The sequence below is a fragment of the Streptomyces sp. NPDC002884 genome (genome assembly GCF_040295245.1).
In the GTDB taxonomy this organism is placed as follows: domain Bacteria; phylum Actinomycetota; class Actinomycetes; order Streptomycetales; family Streptomycetaceae; genus Streptomyces.
The window spans coordinates 69149-85120 of record NZ_JBEOVB010000019.1 but is presented as its reverse complement, the minus strand read 5'-3'; the positions used below and the strand labels follow the sequence as shown (position 1 = coordinate 85120).

16 protein-coding genes are annotated in these 15972 nt (G+C 72.5%); 7 read left to right on the top strand and 9 right to left on the bottom strand.

Annotation, left to right across the window (positions count from 1 at the left end):
* Window positions 1-165 precede the first annotated feature (165 nt).
* Window positions 166-900 (bottom strand): SDR family oxidoreductase, encoded by a 735-nt coding sequence (locus tag ABT070_RS30475; RefSeq protein WP_351765210.1) that lies wholly within the window; start codon window positions 898-900, stop codon window positions 166-168.
* A gap of 110 nt (window positions 901-1010) precedes the next feature.
* On the opposite strand from ABT070_RS30475, the gene ABT070_RS30470 reads away from it, so the two are divergent.
* Together ABT070_RS30470 and ABT070_RS30465 are read left to right on the top strand one after the other, a co-directional pair.
* A complete protein-coding gene (locus ABT070_RS30470; protein ID WP_351765208.1) occupies window positions 1011-1625 on the top strand; it encodes a TetR/AcrR family transcriptional regulator in 615 nt (204 codons plus the stop codon).
* Between the two features lie 190 nt (window positions 1626-1815).
* A complete protein-coding gene (locus tag ABT070_RS30465) occupies window positions 1816-2730 on the top strand; it encodes an SGNH/GDSL hydrolase family protein (protein ID WP_351765206.1) in 915 nt (304 codons plus the stop codon).
* 113 nt (window positions 2731-2843) lie between these two features.
* On the opposite strand, the gene ABT070_RS30460 is transcribed toward ABT070_RS30465, so the two are convergent.
* Window positions 2844-3161 (bottom strand): hypothetical protein, encoded by a 318-nt coding sequence (locus ABT070_RS30460; RefSeq protein WP_351765204.1) that lies wholly within the window; start codon window positions 3159-3161, stop codon window positions 2844-2846.
* A 186-nt stretch (window positions 3162-3347) separates the two neighbouring features.
* On the opposite strand from ABT070_RS30460, the gene ABT070_RS30455 reads away from it, so the two are divergent.
* A complete protein-coding gene (locus ABT070_RS30455) occupies window positions 3348-5507 on the top strand; it encodes an FUSC family protein (protein WP_351765202.1) in 2160 nt (719 codons plus the stop codon).
* Between the two features lie 55 nt (window positions 5508-5562).
* Here the strand turns inward: ABT070_RS30455 and ABT070_RS30450 are convergent, their stop codons facing one another.
* On the bottom strand, window positions 5563-6885 hold the full coding sequence (locus ABT070_RS30450; protein WP_351765200.1) for a cytochrome P450: 1323 nt from the start codon (window positions 6883-6885) through the stop codon (window positions 5563-5565).
* 277 nt (window positions 6886-7162) lie between these two features.
* Here ABT070_RS30450 and ABT070_RS30445 point away from each other — a divergent pair, with 277 nt between their 5' ends.
* Both ABT070_RS30445 and ABT070_RS30440 read left to right on the top strand, forming a co-directional pair.
* Window positions 7163-7573 carry a DUF6153 family protein gene (locus tag ABT070_RS30445; RefSeq protein ID WP_351765196.1) on the top strand — a complete coding sequence of 137 codons (411 nt, stop codon included), beginning with the start codon at window positions 7163-7165 and terminating at the stop codon, window positions 7571-7573.
* A gap of 91 nt (window positions 7574-7664) precedes the next feature.
* Entirely contained in the window at window positions 7665-8324 is a 660-nt protein-coding gene (locus ABT070_RS30440) for a DUF305 domain-containing protein (protein ID WP_351765195.1), read from the top strand.
* 140 nt (window positions 8325-8464) lie between these two features.
* Here ABT070_RS30440 and ABT070_RS30435 read toward each other — a convergent pair whose 3' ends face one another.
* On the bottom strand, window positions 8465-8950 hold the full coding sequence (locus ABT070_RS30435; protein ID WP_351765193.1) for a hypothetical protein: 486 nt from the start codon (window positions 8948-8950) through the stop codon (window positions 8465-8467).
* A gap of 223 nt (window positions 8951-9173) precedes the next feature.
* On the opposite strand from ABT070_RS30435, the gene ABT070_RS30430 reads away from it, so the two are divergent.
* Entirely contained in the window at window positions 9174-9716 is a 543-nt protein-coding gene (locus ABT070_RS30430; RefSeq protein ID WP_351765191.1) for a GNAT family N-acetyltransferase, read from the top strand.
* Between the two features lie 4 nt (window positions 9717-9720).
* On the opposite strand, the gene ABT070_RS30425 is transcribed toward ABT070_RS30430, so the two are convergent.
* Complete coding sequence (locus ABT070_RS30425) at window positions 9721-10527, bottom strand: class I SAM-dependent methyltransferase (protein ID WP_351765189.1); 807 nt, start codon at window positions 10525-10527, stop codon at window positions 9721-9723.
* 165 nt (window positions 10528-10692) lie between these two features.
* A complete protein-coding gene (locus tag ABT070_RS30420; protein ID WP_351765188.1) occupies window positions 10693-11391 on the bottom strand; it encodes an SDR family NAD(P)-dependent oxidoreductase in 699 nt (232 codons plus the stop codon).
* A gap of 115 nt (window positions 11392-11506) precedes the next feature.
* Between ABT070_RS30420 and ABT070_RS30415 the strand changes: the two genes are divergently transcribed.
* Window positions 11507-12403 carry a helix-turn-helix transcriptional regulator gene (locus ABT070_RS30415; RefSeq protein WP_351765186.1) on the top strand — a complete coding sequence of 299 codons (897 nt, stop codon included), beginning with the start codon at window positions 11507-11509 and terminating at the stop codon, window positions 12401-12403.
* A 166-nt stretch (window positions 12404-12569) separates the two neighbouring features.
* Here ABT070_RS30415 and gap read toward each other — a convergent pair whose 3' ends face one another.
* The 3 genes from gap to ABT070_RS30400 all read right to left on the bottom strand — a co-directional run bounded on the left by gap (window position 12570) and on the right by ABT070_RS30400 (window position 15907).
* The gene (gene gap / locus ABT070_RS30410; protein ID WP_351765184.1) at window positions 12570-13568 is read right to left on the bottom strand and encodes a type I glyceraldehyde-3-phosphate dehydrogenase; all 999 of its coding nucleotides are present in this window, start codon (window positions 13566-13568) and stop codon (window positions 12570-12572) included.
* A 141-nt stretch (window positions 13569-13709) separates the two neighbouring features.
* Window positions 13710-14666, bottom strand: coding sequence for a GlxA family transcriptional regulator (locus ABT070_RS30405; RefSeq protein ID WP_351765183.1), 957 nt, complete (start codon window positions 14664-14666; stop codon window positions 13710-13712).
* A gap of 260 nt (window positions 14667-14926) precedes the next feature.
* Entirely contained in the window at window positions 14927-15907 is a 981-nt protein-coding gene (locus tag ABT070_RS30400; RefSeq protein WP_351765182.1) for an aldo/keto reductase, read from the bottom strand.
* Window positions 15908-15972 lie beyond the last annotated feature (65 nt).

Genomic DNA, 15972 nt, shown 5'->3' with positions numbered 1-15972 from the left:
CTGTACAGGACGACGACGCGGGGCGGGCCGGCCCGTCCGAAACGTGGAGAGCATCCCACCGATGATCTACAAGTAAACCGCGCGTTTGGTATTTTTATACAGGATGATGTCCCCCCAAACGCCACTGGGGCTGGAAGTCCCAGTTGGGCAGGGCGAGTTGCGGACTCAGGCGATGCCGCCGTTCACGAAGAGGACCTGTCCGTTGACCCACCGCCCCGGGCCGGCCAGGAAGGCCACGGTCTCGGCGATGTCCTCGGGCGTGCCGAGCCGCTCCAGCGGGGGCTGCGCGGCGAGGCGGTCGATCGTCTCCTGGTCCTTGCCCTCGAGGAAGAGCGGGGTGGCGGTGGGCCCGGGCGCGACGGCGTTGACGGTGACGTCCCGGCCGCGCAGCTCGCGGGCCAGCACCAGCGTCATGGCCTCGACCGCCCCCTTGCTCGCCGCGTAGGGGGCGTAGCCGGGGAAGGCCAGCCGGGTCACCGAGGTGGAGAAGGTGATCACGGCCCCGCCGTCACGGACTCGGCGCGCCGCTTCCCGGGCCACGACGAAGGCGCCGCGGACATTGGTCCGCATCAGCCGGTCGAACGCGTCGAGATCGAATTCGGCGATCGGCCCCAGGGTCATCACACCGGCGGTGTGGACCACGACGTCGATCCCGCCGAACGCCCCCTCGACCGCGCCGAAGGCGTCGGCCATCGCGCCCTCGTCGGCGACGTCACCGGTGACCGCGACCGCCCTGCCGCCGGCCGCCTCGACGGCGGCGACGGTCTCCTCCGCCGCCGCCTTGTTGCCCGCGTAGTGCACACCGACGGCCATGCCCTCGGCCGCGAGCCGCCGGGCCACGGCCCGGCCGATCCCTCCGGAAGCGCCGGTGACGAGTGCGACGCGTGTGGTCTCGGACATGATGCTGCCTCCAGTTCATTTATGAACGCTGAGTCCATATAACCACATTGTGAACGCCGCGTCCATATGCCAGGCTGTGGGCCGTCGGACGATGCCCGGAGGTCGGCGCAATGCAGGAACGGTCGGAAACCGAAACCGCCCCCAGGCCTCGGCGCGGCCGGGGCCGACGCCCCACCGGCGAGGTGCGCGCGGACGTCCTCGACGCGGCCGGCGCCCTGCTCCTCGACAGGGGCATGGGCACCTTCACCATCGAGGCGGTCGCCGAGCGCGCGGGGGTCAGCAAGACGACGATCTACAAATGGTGGCCTTCCAAGGGCGCGCTCGCCCTCGACGGTTACTTCCACGCCGTGGAGTCCGTGCTGGCCTTCCCCGACAGCGACGACCTCGAGGCCGACCTCACGGCGCAGCTCCACGCGTTCGTGCGGATACTCACCGAGACGCCCGCCGGGCGGGTGATCGCCGAGCTCATCGGCCAGGCCCAGACCGACCCCGAGCTGTCCGCGGCCCTGCTGGAACGGTACTCGGGCCCCCGGCGGGAACTGGCGGTCCGGCGGATGCGACGGGCGCAGGCGGACGGTCAACTGCGCCCCGACGTCGATCCCGAGGTGCTGGTGGACCAGCTGTGGGGCGCCTGCTACCACCGGCTGCTGATGCCCAGCCTGCCCGTCACCGAGGAGTTCGCGACGAGCCTGATCGCCAACCTGCTGCGCGGCGTCCGCACCTGACACGGGACGAAGGACCACCGGCGCGGCTCCCCTCTCCGGACCCGGGTGCCCCGCCTCCTCCGGCAACGCGTTCGCTCCCGGCTCTGGCCCCGGTGACCTACTGGGCGGTATACAAGCCCAGTCGAACGGTATGCCGACCGTACGGGGCGGCGTCGTCGACGGGGCCTGGGCTTCAAGGGGGAGGAACTCGATGCAGCGCGACATACGCACGGGAAGACCGGCCGGTAACCGCCGAAAGAGCGTCACCTTCCTTGCCGCACTGGGAAGTTGCGCCCTGGTCGCCGCTTCCGCGGCACCGGCCGCGGCGCACGGTGGCGGTGGCGGTGGCAGCCGGTACGTGGCGCTCGGCGACTCCTACACCTCCGGTCCCCTCATCCCCCGGCAGGTGGACGCCAACTGCGCCCGCTCCGACCACAATTACCCGTCGATCGTGGCCGCGCGGCTGCGGGCGACCACCTTCAAGGACGTCAGCTGCAGCGGTGCGACGACCGAGCACATGTGGAAGGCGCAGGGAACCAACGGCCCCCAACTCGACGCGGTGGGACGGAACAGCGACATCGTGACCGTCCAGATCGGCGGCAACGACATCGGCTTCGGCTCCATCATCGGCACCTGCGCCCAACTGTCCGCACAGGACCCGACCGGCAACCCGTGCCAGCGTCACTACGGCGCCTCGGGCGTCGACCAGCTCACGCTGGCGACAGCCAAGGCCGCCCCCAAGGTCGCCCGGGTGCTCCAGGCCGTGCACGACCGGGCCCCGCACGCCCGGATCCTCGTCGTCGGCTACCCGGACCTGCTGCCCGACGACGGCAGCGGCTGCGCGCCTTCGGTGCCGTTCGCGACACAGGACTTCCCCTACCTCCGGGACACCGGCAAGCGGCTCAACCTGATGCTCCGTCTGGTCGCGCGCTGGAACCACGCCGAGTACGTCGACACCTACGGCCCGACCATCGGCCACGACATGTGCAAGCCCCCGGCGGAGCGGTGGATCGAGCCGTTGCAGCCCACGTCCCCGGCGGCTCCCGCGCACCCCAACGCCAAGGGCGAGGAAGCCATGGCGGGGGCCCTGTGGCAGCGCCTGTCGCACGGGCGGGGCGGCCACTGACCGGGTAGGCGGCAGACGTCGGACGGCAGGCTGCGGACATCCGGGGCGGCCCCTCCCCGCGCGCCGACCGCGCGAGGCGGGGCCGCGCCCCGGCCCCGCCTCGCGCGGTCGGCTCACACGTCCGAGTCGATACCCGTGACCACCGCCGGCCCCAGCGGCGCTCCGGTGTCGTCGAGCCCCGCGGCGTGCAGGGCGGAGTCCGCCAGCCTGCGGGCGTCCTCCTCCGCGAGCGGGGCACTGTCCGCTTCCACGGCGAGCCGGATGGTGAACGTGTCGTCCTCGTTCACGGTGAGCGGGTCGAGGTCCTGCTCGCTGCCCATCCGCGTGCGGTGCGGATCGGCCGGGCGCAGGGCCCGGCTCAGCCGGGTGCGCGTCTCGTCGTCGACCCCGGCGGTGAAGGTGCCGGGCACGGTGATCACGTAGGTCGTCATGGTGTTCCCTTCCTCGGGTCCTCGGGCTCCCTCCCGCATACCCCGGAGCGGGGCGGTCGATCTCCCCTCTCTCGGGGAAGGCGGCAGCGGTGGGAGCGGCACGACCGCGCCCGCCTGCGTGACCACTCGACCCGCGCGACACTGAAAGCCGCGGATGATCCTCGGGTGGCGCGGAGAGGAGCGCTGATGCCCAAGCGGCCGTCGCTCGCCGAATCCGTCCGGGCCGGCCGGCGTGCGACGCGTGTCGCGGTCGCCGCGGCGGCCGGGTTCTATCCGGCGGCGTACCTCCTCGATCAGCCCGTGACCGCGGTCTACGCCCTGTTCACGCCCATCGCGTTCGGCGTCCTCTCGCCGGTGCCGGGGTCCGGACGCCGACGCGCCGCCACCGTGCTGCGCGCCCTGCCGGCCGCCGCCGGCCTCACCGCCGCCGGCACGGCCCTCGCCGTACAGACCTGGTCGGCCGTGGCGGGCATGCTGATCGTCGGGTTCGTGCTGATGTTCGGCTCGGTGTGCGGCCCCCGGCTGGCCGGGACCGTCCCCGGGCTTCAGCTGTTCTACATCCTCGCCTGCTTCCCGCCCTTCGCCCCGGAGACTCTGCCCCAGAGGTTGACCGGGGTCGCCGCCGGCGGGGTGTTCCTCGTCCTGTGCGAGGTGGTGGTGCTCCCGGATCCACCGGATCCGTCGTACCGCGACCGGATCGCCGACACCCTGGACCTAGCGGACCGCGCCGCCCGCTCCCTGATCCACAGCGGCGGGCCGGAGCCCGGTCTGGCCGGACGGCTGAGGGCGGCCGGCCGGGGCCTGCGTTTCTCGCAGCAGCCTGCCGGTGCCCGCCCGACCGGGGCGGGCAGGGCGGACCGCGCTTTCGCCCAGGCGGGCTCTGCCGCCCGGCGGCTCGTCGACCAGCTGGCCGCCCTCACCGACATGCACTCCACGCCCTCGGACATGGCCTCGCAGAACCTGCTGCGCGGCACCGCGGCGGCCTGCGCCGAAACGGCCGGCGCGCTGCGCCGGTCGCGCCCCGCGGCAGGGCCCGAGCTGATCGAGGAGATGATCGCCCAGTTCCTGGCCGCCCGCGACGGCGACCCCGCCCAGCGCGTCGCCCGCCCGCGTCAGGTGCTGCTGCGGCAGTCGACGGTACTGACGATCGCGATCTCCGCGGTGACCGTACGCACCGCCGCCGCCCTGGCGCTCGGCGGCCGTCGGCCGGTGCACGGTCTGCCCCGGGAGCAGTTCTGGTACGCGCGGACGCCCACGGCCCGCCTGTTCGCCGTCCGCCTGACCGGCAACCTGACGCGGCGGTCCGTCGTCTTCCAGAACGCGCTGCGCAGCGCGTGCGGTCTCGCACTCGCCCGCCTGGTGGCGGGCTCACTCGACCTGTCGCACGGCTTCTGGGTGCTGCTGACCGTGCTGACCCTGGGGCGGACCACGGCGGGTGCCACCTGGTCCGCGGTGCGTGCGGCCGTCGTGGGCACACTGGCCGGAGCGCTCGCCGCCGGGCTGCTCCTCATCGGGGCGGGCCAGGCCACCGAGGTGTACGCGTACCTGCTCGTACCGATGATGCTGATCGCCTTCGCGGTGGGGCCCCTGGAGGGACCGGCCTGGGCGCAGGGACTGTTCACCCTGGTCGTCTCCACGGCGTTCGCGCAGATCGAACCCGTGACCTGGCGGCTCGCGGAGATGCGGGTCGTGGACGTGCTGACGGGAAGCGCCGTCGGGCTGTTGTGCGGTGTGCTCGCCTGGCCGTTCGGGGCCCGCGCCGAGACGCGGCGCAGCATGGCGGCGCTGCTCCGGTCCGCCGCGCCCGTGGTGCGGGCCACCACCGCCGCCGCGACCGGCGACGGGCCGGCGGGCCACGGTGACGCCGCCCAACAGGCCGTCCGGCTCACCCTGCACCGGCTTCGCATCGCGGAGGGGTCGTACGCGCAGTACCGCACCGAGCCCTCCGCTCCTGCCCGCGCACCCGAAACCGACTACCTCGCCGCCCTCAACTTCGGTTCCAGGGTGCTGGTCGGCGCGTACTGGCTGCCCCGGACGGACCGTCCGGCCGAGCTGCCTCCCGCCGCGCTGCGCTGGGCCCGCGACATCAGCGAGGAGGCGGCGACGGCCATCGTCCGGGCGGCCGGCTTCCCCCCGGGCGGCATCCATGTCCGGCTGACGCCGCCGCCCTCCCTGCTGTCCGAGGCCCCGCCCCGGGTCCTGTCCCTCCTGACCGACATCGAGGTATGGCTCGACGCGCTCGCAGCGGACCTCAGAACGAGCACCGGCGCGGGTGCGGGTGCGGGTGCGGGCCCCGACACCGGCGCCGACACCGGCCGACGGACGACCCGGACCGCCGCCTCCTGAACGGCCGCGGTCCGGGACGCTCCGCGGCGGCGGTACGGTCGTCGACCCGCGGGCCCTAGGCCGTCAAGGTCGCGACGGTGGGGCCGTCGGGCCGGACGGTCATGCCGTAAGCCGCCCTGGTGGGGGTGGAGGAGAAGGCCAGGGTGTGGGCCGGCAGCAGGTGTTCGAGCAGGACGGTCGACTCGCGGAGCGCGAACTGCACTCCGAGGCACGCACGGGGACCGATACCGAAGGGGAAGTAGGCCCCCAGGTGCGTGGGCCGACCGCCCGGAGTGACGAACCGCCGGGGATCGAACCGCTCCGGTTCCGGCCACAGTTCGGGGTCGCGGTGCGTGAGGTACGGGCAGACGAGGATGTCGGTGCCCGCTGCGACGGTGTGGCCGGCGAGGATGTCGTCCTCGGCGGCGTGGCGGGGCAGGATCCACGCGGACGGATAGAGCCGGAGCGTCTCGTGGATCAGGGCCTGGATGGCCTCGCGGCGTTGCGCCGATCCTTCGCCGCCGGCGGCGAGAGCCTCTTCGCGGGCATCGGGGTACCGGTCGAGGAGCAGATACAGCCAGGTCAGAGTGGTCGCGGTGGTCTCGTGCCCGGCCGCGAGCAGCGTGACGAGCTCGTCGCGGATCAGCTGGTCGGTGTACTCGGGATGCTCGTCGGCGGCGTCGGTCAGGACGTGCAGCAGGCCCGGGCCGTCCGGGCCGGCCGCCCCGTTCCGGGCGACCTCGATGGCGTGCCGGGCGACCGCGTCGATCCGGGCGAGATCGGCGGCGACGGCGTCCCGGGCGTCGGCAGGCTCGGCGGGCAACGTCGGAAGGGCGGTCGCCACGGTTGCCACGGCGTCCAGTTCGCGCTCGGTCCCGTCGTCGAGGGCGTCCCCGGTGAGGGAGCGCCAGATGGCGTCCAGGGCGAAGCGGCGCATCTCCCGCCCCACGTCGACGCTCTGCCCGGTTCGGGCGTACCCGGCCCAGCGCTCGGCGGTGGTCCGGGCGGCCGCCGTGATCCGCTGTTCGTAGCGGCGCATCCCGGTACCGGTGAACTGGGACTGCAACAAGCGGCGTTGGCTCTTCCACGCCGTACCGGTGGCGGCCAGGACCCCGTCGCCGATCAGCAGCCGGGCGCGGTGTGAGCGCTTGACGTACCGCTCCGGGTAGCGGGCGAGCACGTGCTGGACCGCCGACGGGTCGGTGACGAGCACGGTGGGAGACGGCCCGAGCCGGAACGCGGCGACGCCGCCGAACCGCTCGCGTACCCGGGCCAGCAACTCGACCAGCTCACCTCCCTCCGAACGCCAGCGCGCCACGAGCGCGGGCTCGGCTTCGGGGACCGGCCGCCCCGTTCCGGAATCGAGCGGGAGAGAGCCCTGACCGGCTTCGGTTTCCATGATTCTTCTCCAGGTCGACCGCTGTGCTGGGCTGTACGACGGAGCGCTGACGCTGTGCGGACTGTACGGGATCGGACACCTACGGTGGCAGCGCCCCGAGCCGCGACGGGGCACCTGGCCCCGGTGTCCGGCCCGGGTGTTCAGCCCGGGTGTCCAGCCCGGGTGTCCAGCCCCGGTGCCCAGCCCCGGTGTCCAGCCCCGGTGTCCGGCAGACCGTCGCCCATCACCCGCCCACCGCGATCGGTGCCCCCGCTGGGGGCCGCCTAGGATGATCCCGATGAAGAGCCGCGAGCAGCAGCACCTTTCGCGACCGCCCGTGCGGCGGTGGCGGGCGCTGCTCGTGCTCGGACTGCTCGCCGGGCTACTGGCCATGCACGCCCTGGCCCCCGGCGGCACCGTCCACGAACACGCCGGGCCGCGGCACCTGACGGCCGTCTCGGCCAGCGCTCCTGACGACTGCGCGGGGGACGAAGGCGGGGACGGGGACTGCGGCGGAGGACACCTCCATCACGCCGATCCGACCTGCGTGGCCGCGGCGGTGAGCGGCGCACCGGCCCTGCCCGCGCTCGTTCCCGACCCGGTGACCGTCCCCGTGCGCGCCGACGCCGTCCGCCCGTACGCGGTCGGGTCCCCGGACAGCGCACGCGCGCCACCCTCCCTGGCGGAACTCCAGCTCCTGCGGATCTAGACACCGCGCGGCACCACGTCACCGGTACGGCGACGCGGTGCGCCTCCTCGTGTCCAGATCCCTCTTCGCACAGCACAGCAGGAGTTTCAGCATGCGCAACACTCGTACCCTGACCCGCCGGGCCACCACGGTGGCCGCGTTCGTCACCGCCGCACTCGTCCTCGCCGCCTGCGGCAACAGCGACGACAGCAGCGGCGGCGCGCACACGGGCGGTCGCGGTTCCGCGTCGTCGCCGGCGAGCGCCGACGCCACGGCCGGAGCGCACAACGCCCAGGACGTGTCCTTCGCGCAGGGCATGATCCCCCACCACCAGCAGGCCCTGGAGATGGCGGAACTCGCCGTCGACCGGGCCTCGTCCGAAGAGGTCAAGGACCTCGCCTCGCGCATCGAAGCGGCACAGGACCCGGAGATCAAGACCATCGGCGGCTGGCTGACGTCCTGGGGCGAGGACGTCCCGACGACATCCGGCAGCACGGCGGACCCGATGCCCGGCATGGACCACTCGGCTGGATCCGCGATGCCCGGGATGACGGCCGGATCGGACATGGACGCACTGGAGAAGGCCTCCGGCGCACACTTCGACACCATGTTCCTGACCTTGATGATCGGCCATCACAAGGGCGCCGTGGACATGGCCACCACCGAGAAGAACAAGGGCGAGTACGGCCCCGCCACATCCATGGCCGACGACATCGTCACCGCGCAGACGGCTGAGATCGCCGAGATGAGCAAGCTCCTCGGCAACAACTGACGGACGGGAGGAGGGGGCGGGGGCCGGTTTTGCGCTCCGGCCCCCGCCGCCCCGACCCCCGTCATCGGAAACCCCGGACGGCACAGACGGTGCTCACTCCGACAGCGGCTCACTCCGACAGCGAGCGTGAACAGCAGCGGCTACCCGCGGCCGGGGCCACCTCGGCGGGCGGTCCACCAGTCCGTGAGGACCTGGACCTTGTCGTCGAAGCCCCGGTCCAGCAGGGACATCGGCGCACGCAACGCTGTCCGGCGCCCATCGGACACCTGCACGACGACCATCCGGACTCCCAGCGTCTTCCGAATCTCCATGCCGATGATGTCCTCCCACGCGATCTCGCGGCGCCCGCCCCCGAGGAGGACGAGTCGACCGTGGGTGAGCTCGACGCCCTGGCGAGGGGGCAGGACGGGAACGACCACGCTCGCGATCACGCCCGCCGAAACACACGTCCACAGCTCACCCGCCGTCATGTGCCCCCCGGTGGCCTCCACGAGGACATACGCCAGCGCGGTGCCGACCAGCAGGCCGCACAGAAGGGGTGCGGCGATCTGCAGCGCCCCCAGCCGGAAGGTCGGCGCCGGGCCGGCGAGGCGGCTCGGGGGGATGGAACCGGCTGGGTCGTTCATCTGGAGAGCCCTTCTCTGGAGCCGTTCGACGCGGTGAAGACGCGCCGGAGGCGAAACACACCGTTTCGCGCGAATCCGAGCATGACCTCAGTGGCGAGTCGTGTCAGGAGGCCCGGCTCAAGGCATTCTCCACGGGGACGGGCGCCCCGCCAGACCCTGCCCCGGGATGCTCGGCCGAGTGAACACCTGGCACACCCGTACACGGAGAGATCATCATGTGAGGATGCCTCAGAACCCAGCCTCTGCCTCCGCAACTCCGGCCGCAGTGCGGCTCCTTCGGTACACGAGGGCGGAGCAGGACGAGATCCTCGGCGGCGGCGACGATCCCTTCGGTGTCGCCGCGACCGGTTTGAGCTGGCTGCCCAAAGAGGACCACTTCGGCGTCAGACACGGCGACCGGCTGGTGGCACACGCGGGCCTGCTCCGGCTGTCCGTCTCGGTCGGCGACACCGAGACGGAGGTCGTGGGCGTCGGCGGAGTGGCCGTCGCACCCGATGTACGCGGCCGGGGCCTGGCCCGTCAGGTGATCGCGGCGGCGCTCGAACACGCTCGTACGATGGGTCCTCGCCACGCGCTCCTGTTCTGCCGGCCCCCGCTCGTGCCGCTTTACCGGCGCCTCGGGTGGCATCCGCTCGACGAGGCCGTACTCGTCGAGCAACCCGAAACCCGCCTGGTGACGATGCCGTTGCGCACGATGGTGACGCCCCTGCACGATCACGCGAGCTGGCCTCCGGGAGCAGTACGCCTGCGCTCTCTCCCCATGTGACGGCCTACGGGCGTCGGCCCCGCACCGCCCAGGCGCGAGCGGTGAGCGCGATCGATCCGTCCGGCCGTGCGGGCAGGGCCCGGCGGAACACGTCACCCAACCGGTCCCGGGCCGCCGGAGCGAGAGCGGCGACGTAGTCGGGGGCGGGGCCCTGGCCGCCGAGGAACGGTTCCCACAGATCCGCGAAGTCGGCGAAGACGGTGGGCACCTCGATCGGGGCGACCTCCACATCCTCAAGTCCCGCCTCCGTCCACAGCGTTCGCAGCAGTTCCGGTCGGCACAGCGGGAACCTGCGGCCCTCGTCGAGCGCGACGGCGGCGATGTCCACCTCGATCGCGGCATCCCAGAAACGCCGCAGGAACGTCATTCCCTCGGCGTAGTCCCACACATACGCCGCGACCGGTCCGCCCGGCCGGACCACCCGGGTCGCCTCGGTCACCGCCACGCCCGGCGCGGGAAGGAAGTTGAGCGCAAGTCCGCTGACGGCCACGTCGCACACCTCGCCCCGCACCGGCAGCGAGAGTGCGTCTCCCCTCACCCAGCACACCGGTGCGGGAACGGTGTCACGGGCCCTGTCGCGGGCCGAGGCCACGAACCCCGCGGAGCGGTCCAGCGCGACCACGGCCGAGGGCCGGCACCGGGCGGCCACCACTGCCGTGAGGGCTCCCGTCCCGCACCCCACGTCCAGCCAGCGCAGACCGTCTCCGCAGCCGAGCCAGGCCACGAACCCCTCCGCGACCGGCCGGCTCCACCGGCCCATGTACCGCTCGTAGGCATCCCCGACCGCCCACATGTCGCGTCGCTCCCGCATGCCCCCACGATCCCCCACCGGCTCGGCGACGGCCCTCCGCGTCGACCAGTCGGCGGATCTCCCCGTCGTGCTCCTGTCTCGCTCCGTCTGGCCGCCGCCGTACGCCGCAAGCCCGAGCGGCGACGGCGCCGAGCACCCGGCGGATCAGGCCGGCCGACGGAGGGCTCAGGACAGGCCGATCGGCCCGTTGCGGTCGACGAAGCGTCCCGAGCCGGCGCCGGGCCTCTCGGTCGCGAGGCGGACGATCGCGTCGGTGCCCTCGGTGACGGACTGCGGGCCGCTGTGGCCGTTGAGGTCGGTCGCCGTGTAGCCGGGATCGGCGGCGTTGACGCGGACGTCCTTCAGCCCCTTCGCGTACTGCGTCGTCAACATGGTGAGGGCGGCTTTCGAGGCGGCGTAGAGAGGGGCGACGGCGGAGGACTCGATCCGTGACGGGTCGTGAGTGAGGGCGAGCGATCCCATGCCGCTGCTGACGTTGACGACGACCGGGTCGGGCGACCGGCGCAGCAGCGGGAGGAAGGCGGTGGTCGTCCGGACCACCCCGAAGAGGTTGACGTCGAAGACACCCAGAGCGTCCGCGCCGGTCAGGTCGCCGGGGTCGCCGTGCGGACCGTGCACGCCGGCGTTGTTGATCAGGACGTCGAGTACGCCTTCGTGTGCGGCGACATCGGCCGCCGCGGCGGCGACGGAGGCGTCGTCGGTGACATCGATACGGACGAATCGCGCGCCCAGCGCGTCCGCGGCCGCGGCGCCCCGCTCCGGGTCACGGGCTCCCACGATCACGGTGTGACCGAGTTCGATGAGGCGGCGGGCGGTCTCGTGGCCGAGGCCCTTGTTGGCTCCGGTGATGAACGTGGTGGTCATGCGTCGATGGTCCACACCGTGCCGGAGCGGGGCCAGGGACGCCTCGACCGTAGGAACGGCAGTACCACGATCACCGCGGTCACCGCGGTCACGTTCGGGGAGGGAGTGGGGCAGGATGGGAGCCATGGCGACGAAAGCGGAAGCCGGACTGGGCGCGACGATCCGCGCCTGGCGAGAGCGGCTGTCCCCGTCGACCGTGGGGCTGCCCTCGGCCCGTACCCGCCGCGCGGCCGGTCTGCGTCGCGAGGAACTCGCCGAACGCGCAGGTGTGTCGGTCGACTACGTGGTGCGCCTCGAGCAGGGGCGGGCCACGGCTCCCTCGGCCCAGGTCGTCGCCTCTCTCGCACGTGCTCTGCGACTGACCGTTCCCGAGCGCGACCACCTGTATCTCCTGGCCGGGCTGGTCCCGCCGCACGACAGCCTCATCCCCGAAGACATCCCGCCGGGCGTGCACCGCGTGCTGAACCGGCTGACCGATGTCGCGGTCGCCGTGTTCGCCGCGGACTGGCAGATGATCTGGTGGAACCCCGGATGGGCGGCGCTGCTCGGCGATCCGTCGAACACGCCGCCGGAATCGCGCAACTTCGCCCGTGAGCGGTTCCCGGTCGGTTCCGACACCGTGCGCATCGCCTCGTGGCCGGTGGTCGTGGAGAACAGCGCCGACTCGGACCTCGCCATCGTGTCCGACCTGCGCCGCGCCACCGGCCGTTTCCCCGACGACGTACGCCTGGCCGAGCTGATCCGCGTCCTCACCGTGGGCAGTCCGACGTTCGCCCGGCTGTGGGCGAGCGGCGCGGTGGGCGCCCATCGCGAGGACCGCAAGACGATCGAACATCCGCGGGCCGGGCCCGTCGAAGTGGACTGCGACGTCCTGACCGACGGCGAGTCGGACCTCAAGATCGTGATCTTGAGCGCGGTGCCCGGCAGTGCGCACGCGGCCGGATTGAGACTCGCGTTGGCCACCGACATCGTCGCGCCCACCCCCACGCACGCCCCCACGCGCGCCTTCTGACCGCCCACGGACGGGCTCGCGTGCGTCCGGCCACCGCCGCTCGCGCCGGGAGTCCCCCCGTGGACGTGCCCGTCGGCACCCCCACGGGCCGTTCGCGAATCACTCCGCGAACGGCCGATGGGACCGACGGGACCGACGGGACCTACGAGGCCTGCGAGGCCTGCCGTCAGCGCGCGGCGAGGAGCTCGAGGGTGTCGATCACACGGTGGGAGAAGCCCCACTCGTTGTCGTACCAGGCGACCACCTTGACGTGACGGCCGTCGACGCGGGTGAGGGCCGAGTCGAAGATCGACGAGGCCGGATTGCCGGTGATGTCGGACGACACGAGCGGGTCCTCCGAGTACTCGAGGACACCGGCGAGCGGGCCCTCGGCCGCGGTGCGGTAGGCCGCCAGCACGTCCTCGCGCGTCACGTCGCGGGCGACGGTCGTGTTGAGCTCGACGATCGAACCCACCGGAACCGGCACCCGGATCGAGTCCCCCGACAGCTTGCCCTCGAGGTTCGGCAGCACGAGGCCGATCGCCTTGGCGGCACCCGTCGTGGTCGGCACGATGTTGACACCGGCGGCACGGGCACGGCGCGGGTCGCGGTGCGGACCGTCCTGGAGGTTCTGCTCCTGCGTGTAGGCGTGCACCGTCGTCATGAAGCCGTGCTCGATGCCTGCGAGGTCGTCGAGTACGGCGGCCAGCGGGGCGAGCGCGTTGGTCGTGCACGAGGCGTTCGAGACGACCGTGTGCAGCTCCGGGTCGTAGGCGTCGGTGTTGACGCCGTACGCGAGCGTGACGTCCGCGCCGTCCGAGGGGGCGCTGACCAGGACCTTCTTCGCGCCCGCGTCGAGGTGGGCGCGGGCGTCCTTGGCCGAGGTGAACCGGCCGGTCGCCTCCAGCACGATGTCGACCTCGAGCTCGGCCCACGGCAGTCGCGCCGGCTCGCGCTCGGCGAGCACCTTGATGCGGCGGCCGTCGACGACGAGGACGTCGCCGTCCACGTCGACCGGGCGGCCCAGTCGGCCGGCCGTCGAGTCGAAGGCGAGCAGTCGCGCGAGCGTGGCAGGTTCCGTGAGGTCGTTGACGGCGACGATCTCGAGGTCGCTGTCGCGCTGGAGGAGCGCGCGCAGCACGTTGCGTCCGATGCGGCCGAATCCGTTGACGGCGATGCGAGTCATGAGTGATGTCCCTTCGGTTCGCCACCAGCCTCGCGTGCGGCGCCGATCCGTGACCCGGGCGTGAGCGCCATGGTTCGAAAGGATCTCGCCACGCGGCGCACCCGGCCCGTTCGGGCGTGCCCCGTCCGTCCGGCGTAGGGGCTATTCGCCCTTCGTGAAGGTGCGCCGGTACTCGCTCGGCGTGGTGCCGAGGATCTGCTGGAAGTGCGTCCGCAGGTTCGCCCCCGTACCGAGTCCGACGTCGCCCGCGATCTGCTCGACGCCACGCTCGGAGCGTTCGAGCAGCTCACGGGCCCTGTCGATACGGGCGCGCATGACCCACTGCATGGGCGTGTACCCCGTGTCCTCGACGAAGCGCCGCGAGAAGGTGCGTTCGGAGACCGCGGCGTGCCGGGCCAGCGCCTCGAGGGTGAGGGGCTCGTCCAGGCGGTGCAGAGCCCACTCGCGGGTGGCGGCGAACCGCTCGCCCAGCGGCTCCGGCACGCTGCGCGGTACGTACTGCGCCTGACCTCCGCTGCGGTAGGGCGCCGCGACCAGGCGCCGGGCCGCGTGGTTCGAGGCGGCCACTCCGAGGTCGCGGCGCAGGATGTGCAGGCACAGGTCGATCCCGGAGGCGGCGCCGGCCGACGTCAGCACGCTGCCCTCGTCGACGAACAGGACGTTCTCGTCGACCCGGACGAGCGGGTGCTTCGCCGCCAGTGCCCGGGTGTAGTGCCAGTGGGTCGTGGCGCGCCTGCCGTCGAGCAGGCCCGTGGCGGCGAGCGCGAAGGCCCCCGTAGAGATGGCCGCCAGCCGAGCGCCTCGGGCGTGGGCCGCCAGCAGCGCGCCCAGGACCTCCCGCGGCGGGTCGTCGAGGTCCGGAAAACGGTAGCCGGGGAGAAACACGACGTCGGCCCACTCGAGCGCGTCCAGGCCGTGTGCCACGTGATACGACAACCCGTCCCCGCCGGTCACCAGCCCGGGCGCCGCGCCACACACCCGCACCTCGTACGGCATGCTCGCGCGGGTCGCGAACACCTGCGCGGGAATGCCGACGTCGAGCGGCTTGGCACCCTCGAGCACAAGGACGGCGACACGTTGCAGGTGGGAGGACGACACCCGGAACAGGGTACGGGGGTGACGACATTGTCGATGACGGACCGACGGCCCGGGAAAACGAGTGTTCTGCCTGCCCGAGACGTTGTCTCGACCCGATCCGCTGACCTCGCACGTCAGCATGCCGGGCGGCGATGGCGGACGAGGCCCCAGGCGGTGACCTGTGCCTGGGCCCGGGCGCGCCCGCACCCGTGCTTCTCGGGCGCCTGTTTCGTCGTACGCCGGACGGCGCTGCCGGTGGAAGCGGGCGACGACGCGGGCGGTCAGCGGTCGACGCCGGCCATGTTCGCTCCGTCGTGGCGCTCGCCCGCGGCCGGCGCGAGATTGTTCAGGCGGTCGAGCTGAGCGCGGCTGAGCTCGATGCCGTCGGCGGCGCAGTTCTCCTCGACACGTGCGACGCGCCGGGTTCCGGGGATGGGGGCGATGTCGTCGCCCCGGGTCAGCAGCCAGGCCAGCGCGGTCTGCGCCGGGGTCGCTCCGATCTCGGCGCCGATGGCCTGCACCTCGTCGACGATCTGCAGGTTGCGCCGGAAGTTCTCACCGGTGAAACGCGGATTGGTCTTGCGCCAGTCGTCGTCGGCGAAGTCGTCGACGGAGCGGATCTGACCGGTCAACAGGCCGTGCCCGAGCGGAGAGTAGGGAACGAACCCGATGCCGAGCTCGCGCAGCAGCGGGAGGATCTCGGCCTCGACATCGCGGGTCCACAGGGAGTACTCGGTCTGGAGCGCGGCCACCGGATGCACGGCGTGCGCCCGGCGGATCGTGGCGGGGGCGGCCTCGGACAGCCCGATATGGCGGACCTTGCCCTGCGCCACCAGCTCGGCCAGCGAACCCACGGTCTCCTCGATGGGCGTGCCGGGGTCGACGCGGTGCTGGTAGTACAGGTCGATGTAGTCGGTACCGAGCCGCTTGAGAGAGCCCTCGACGGCTGCCTTCACGTTGCCGGCGCTGCTGTCGGTGACGCCGGGACCCCCCGCGGAGTGCGAAACGAGACCGAACTTGGTCGCCACGACGACGTCATCGCGTCGGCCCTTGACGGCCTTGCCGACGATCTCCTCGCTGTGGAAGGGACCGTAGATCTCGGCGGTGTCGATGTGGGTGACCCCGAGGTCCAGTGCCCGGTGGATGGTGCGGATCGACTCGGCGTCATCGAGTTCTCCGCCTGTGGTGTAGGTGCCGGCCATGGTCATGGCACCCAGGCCGATGCGCGAGACATCGAGCCCGCCCAGCGATACGTGCTTCATCGGATTCTCCTTTGCGTCCCCTCGGGTACGTCCCCTCGGATGCGTCCCGTCGGATGCGTCCCATC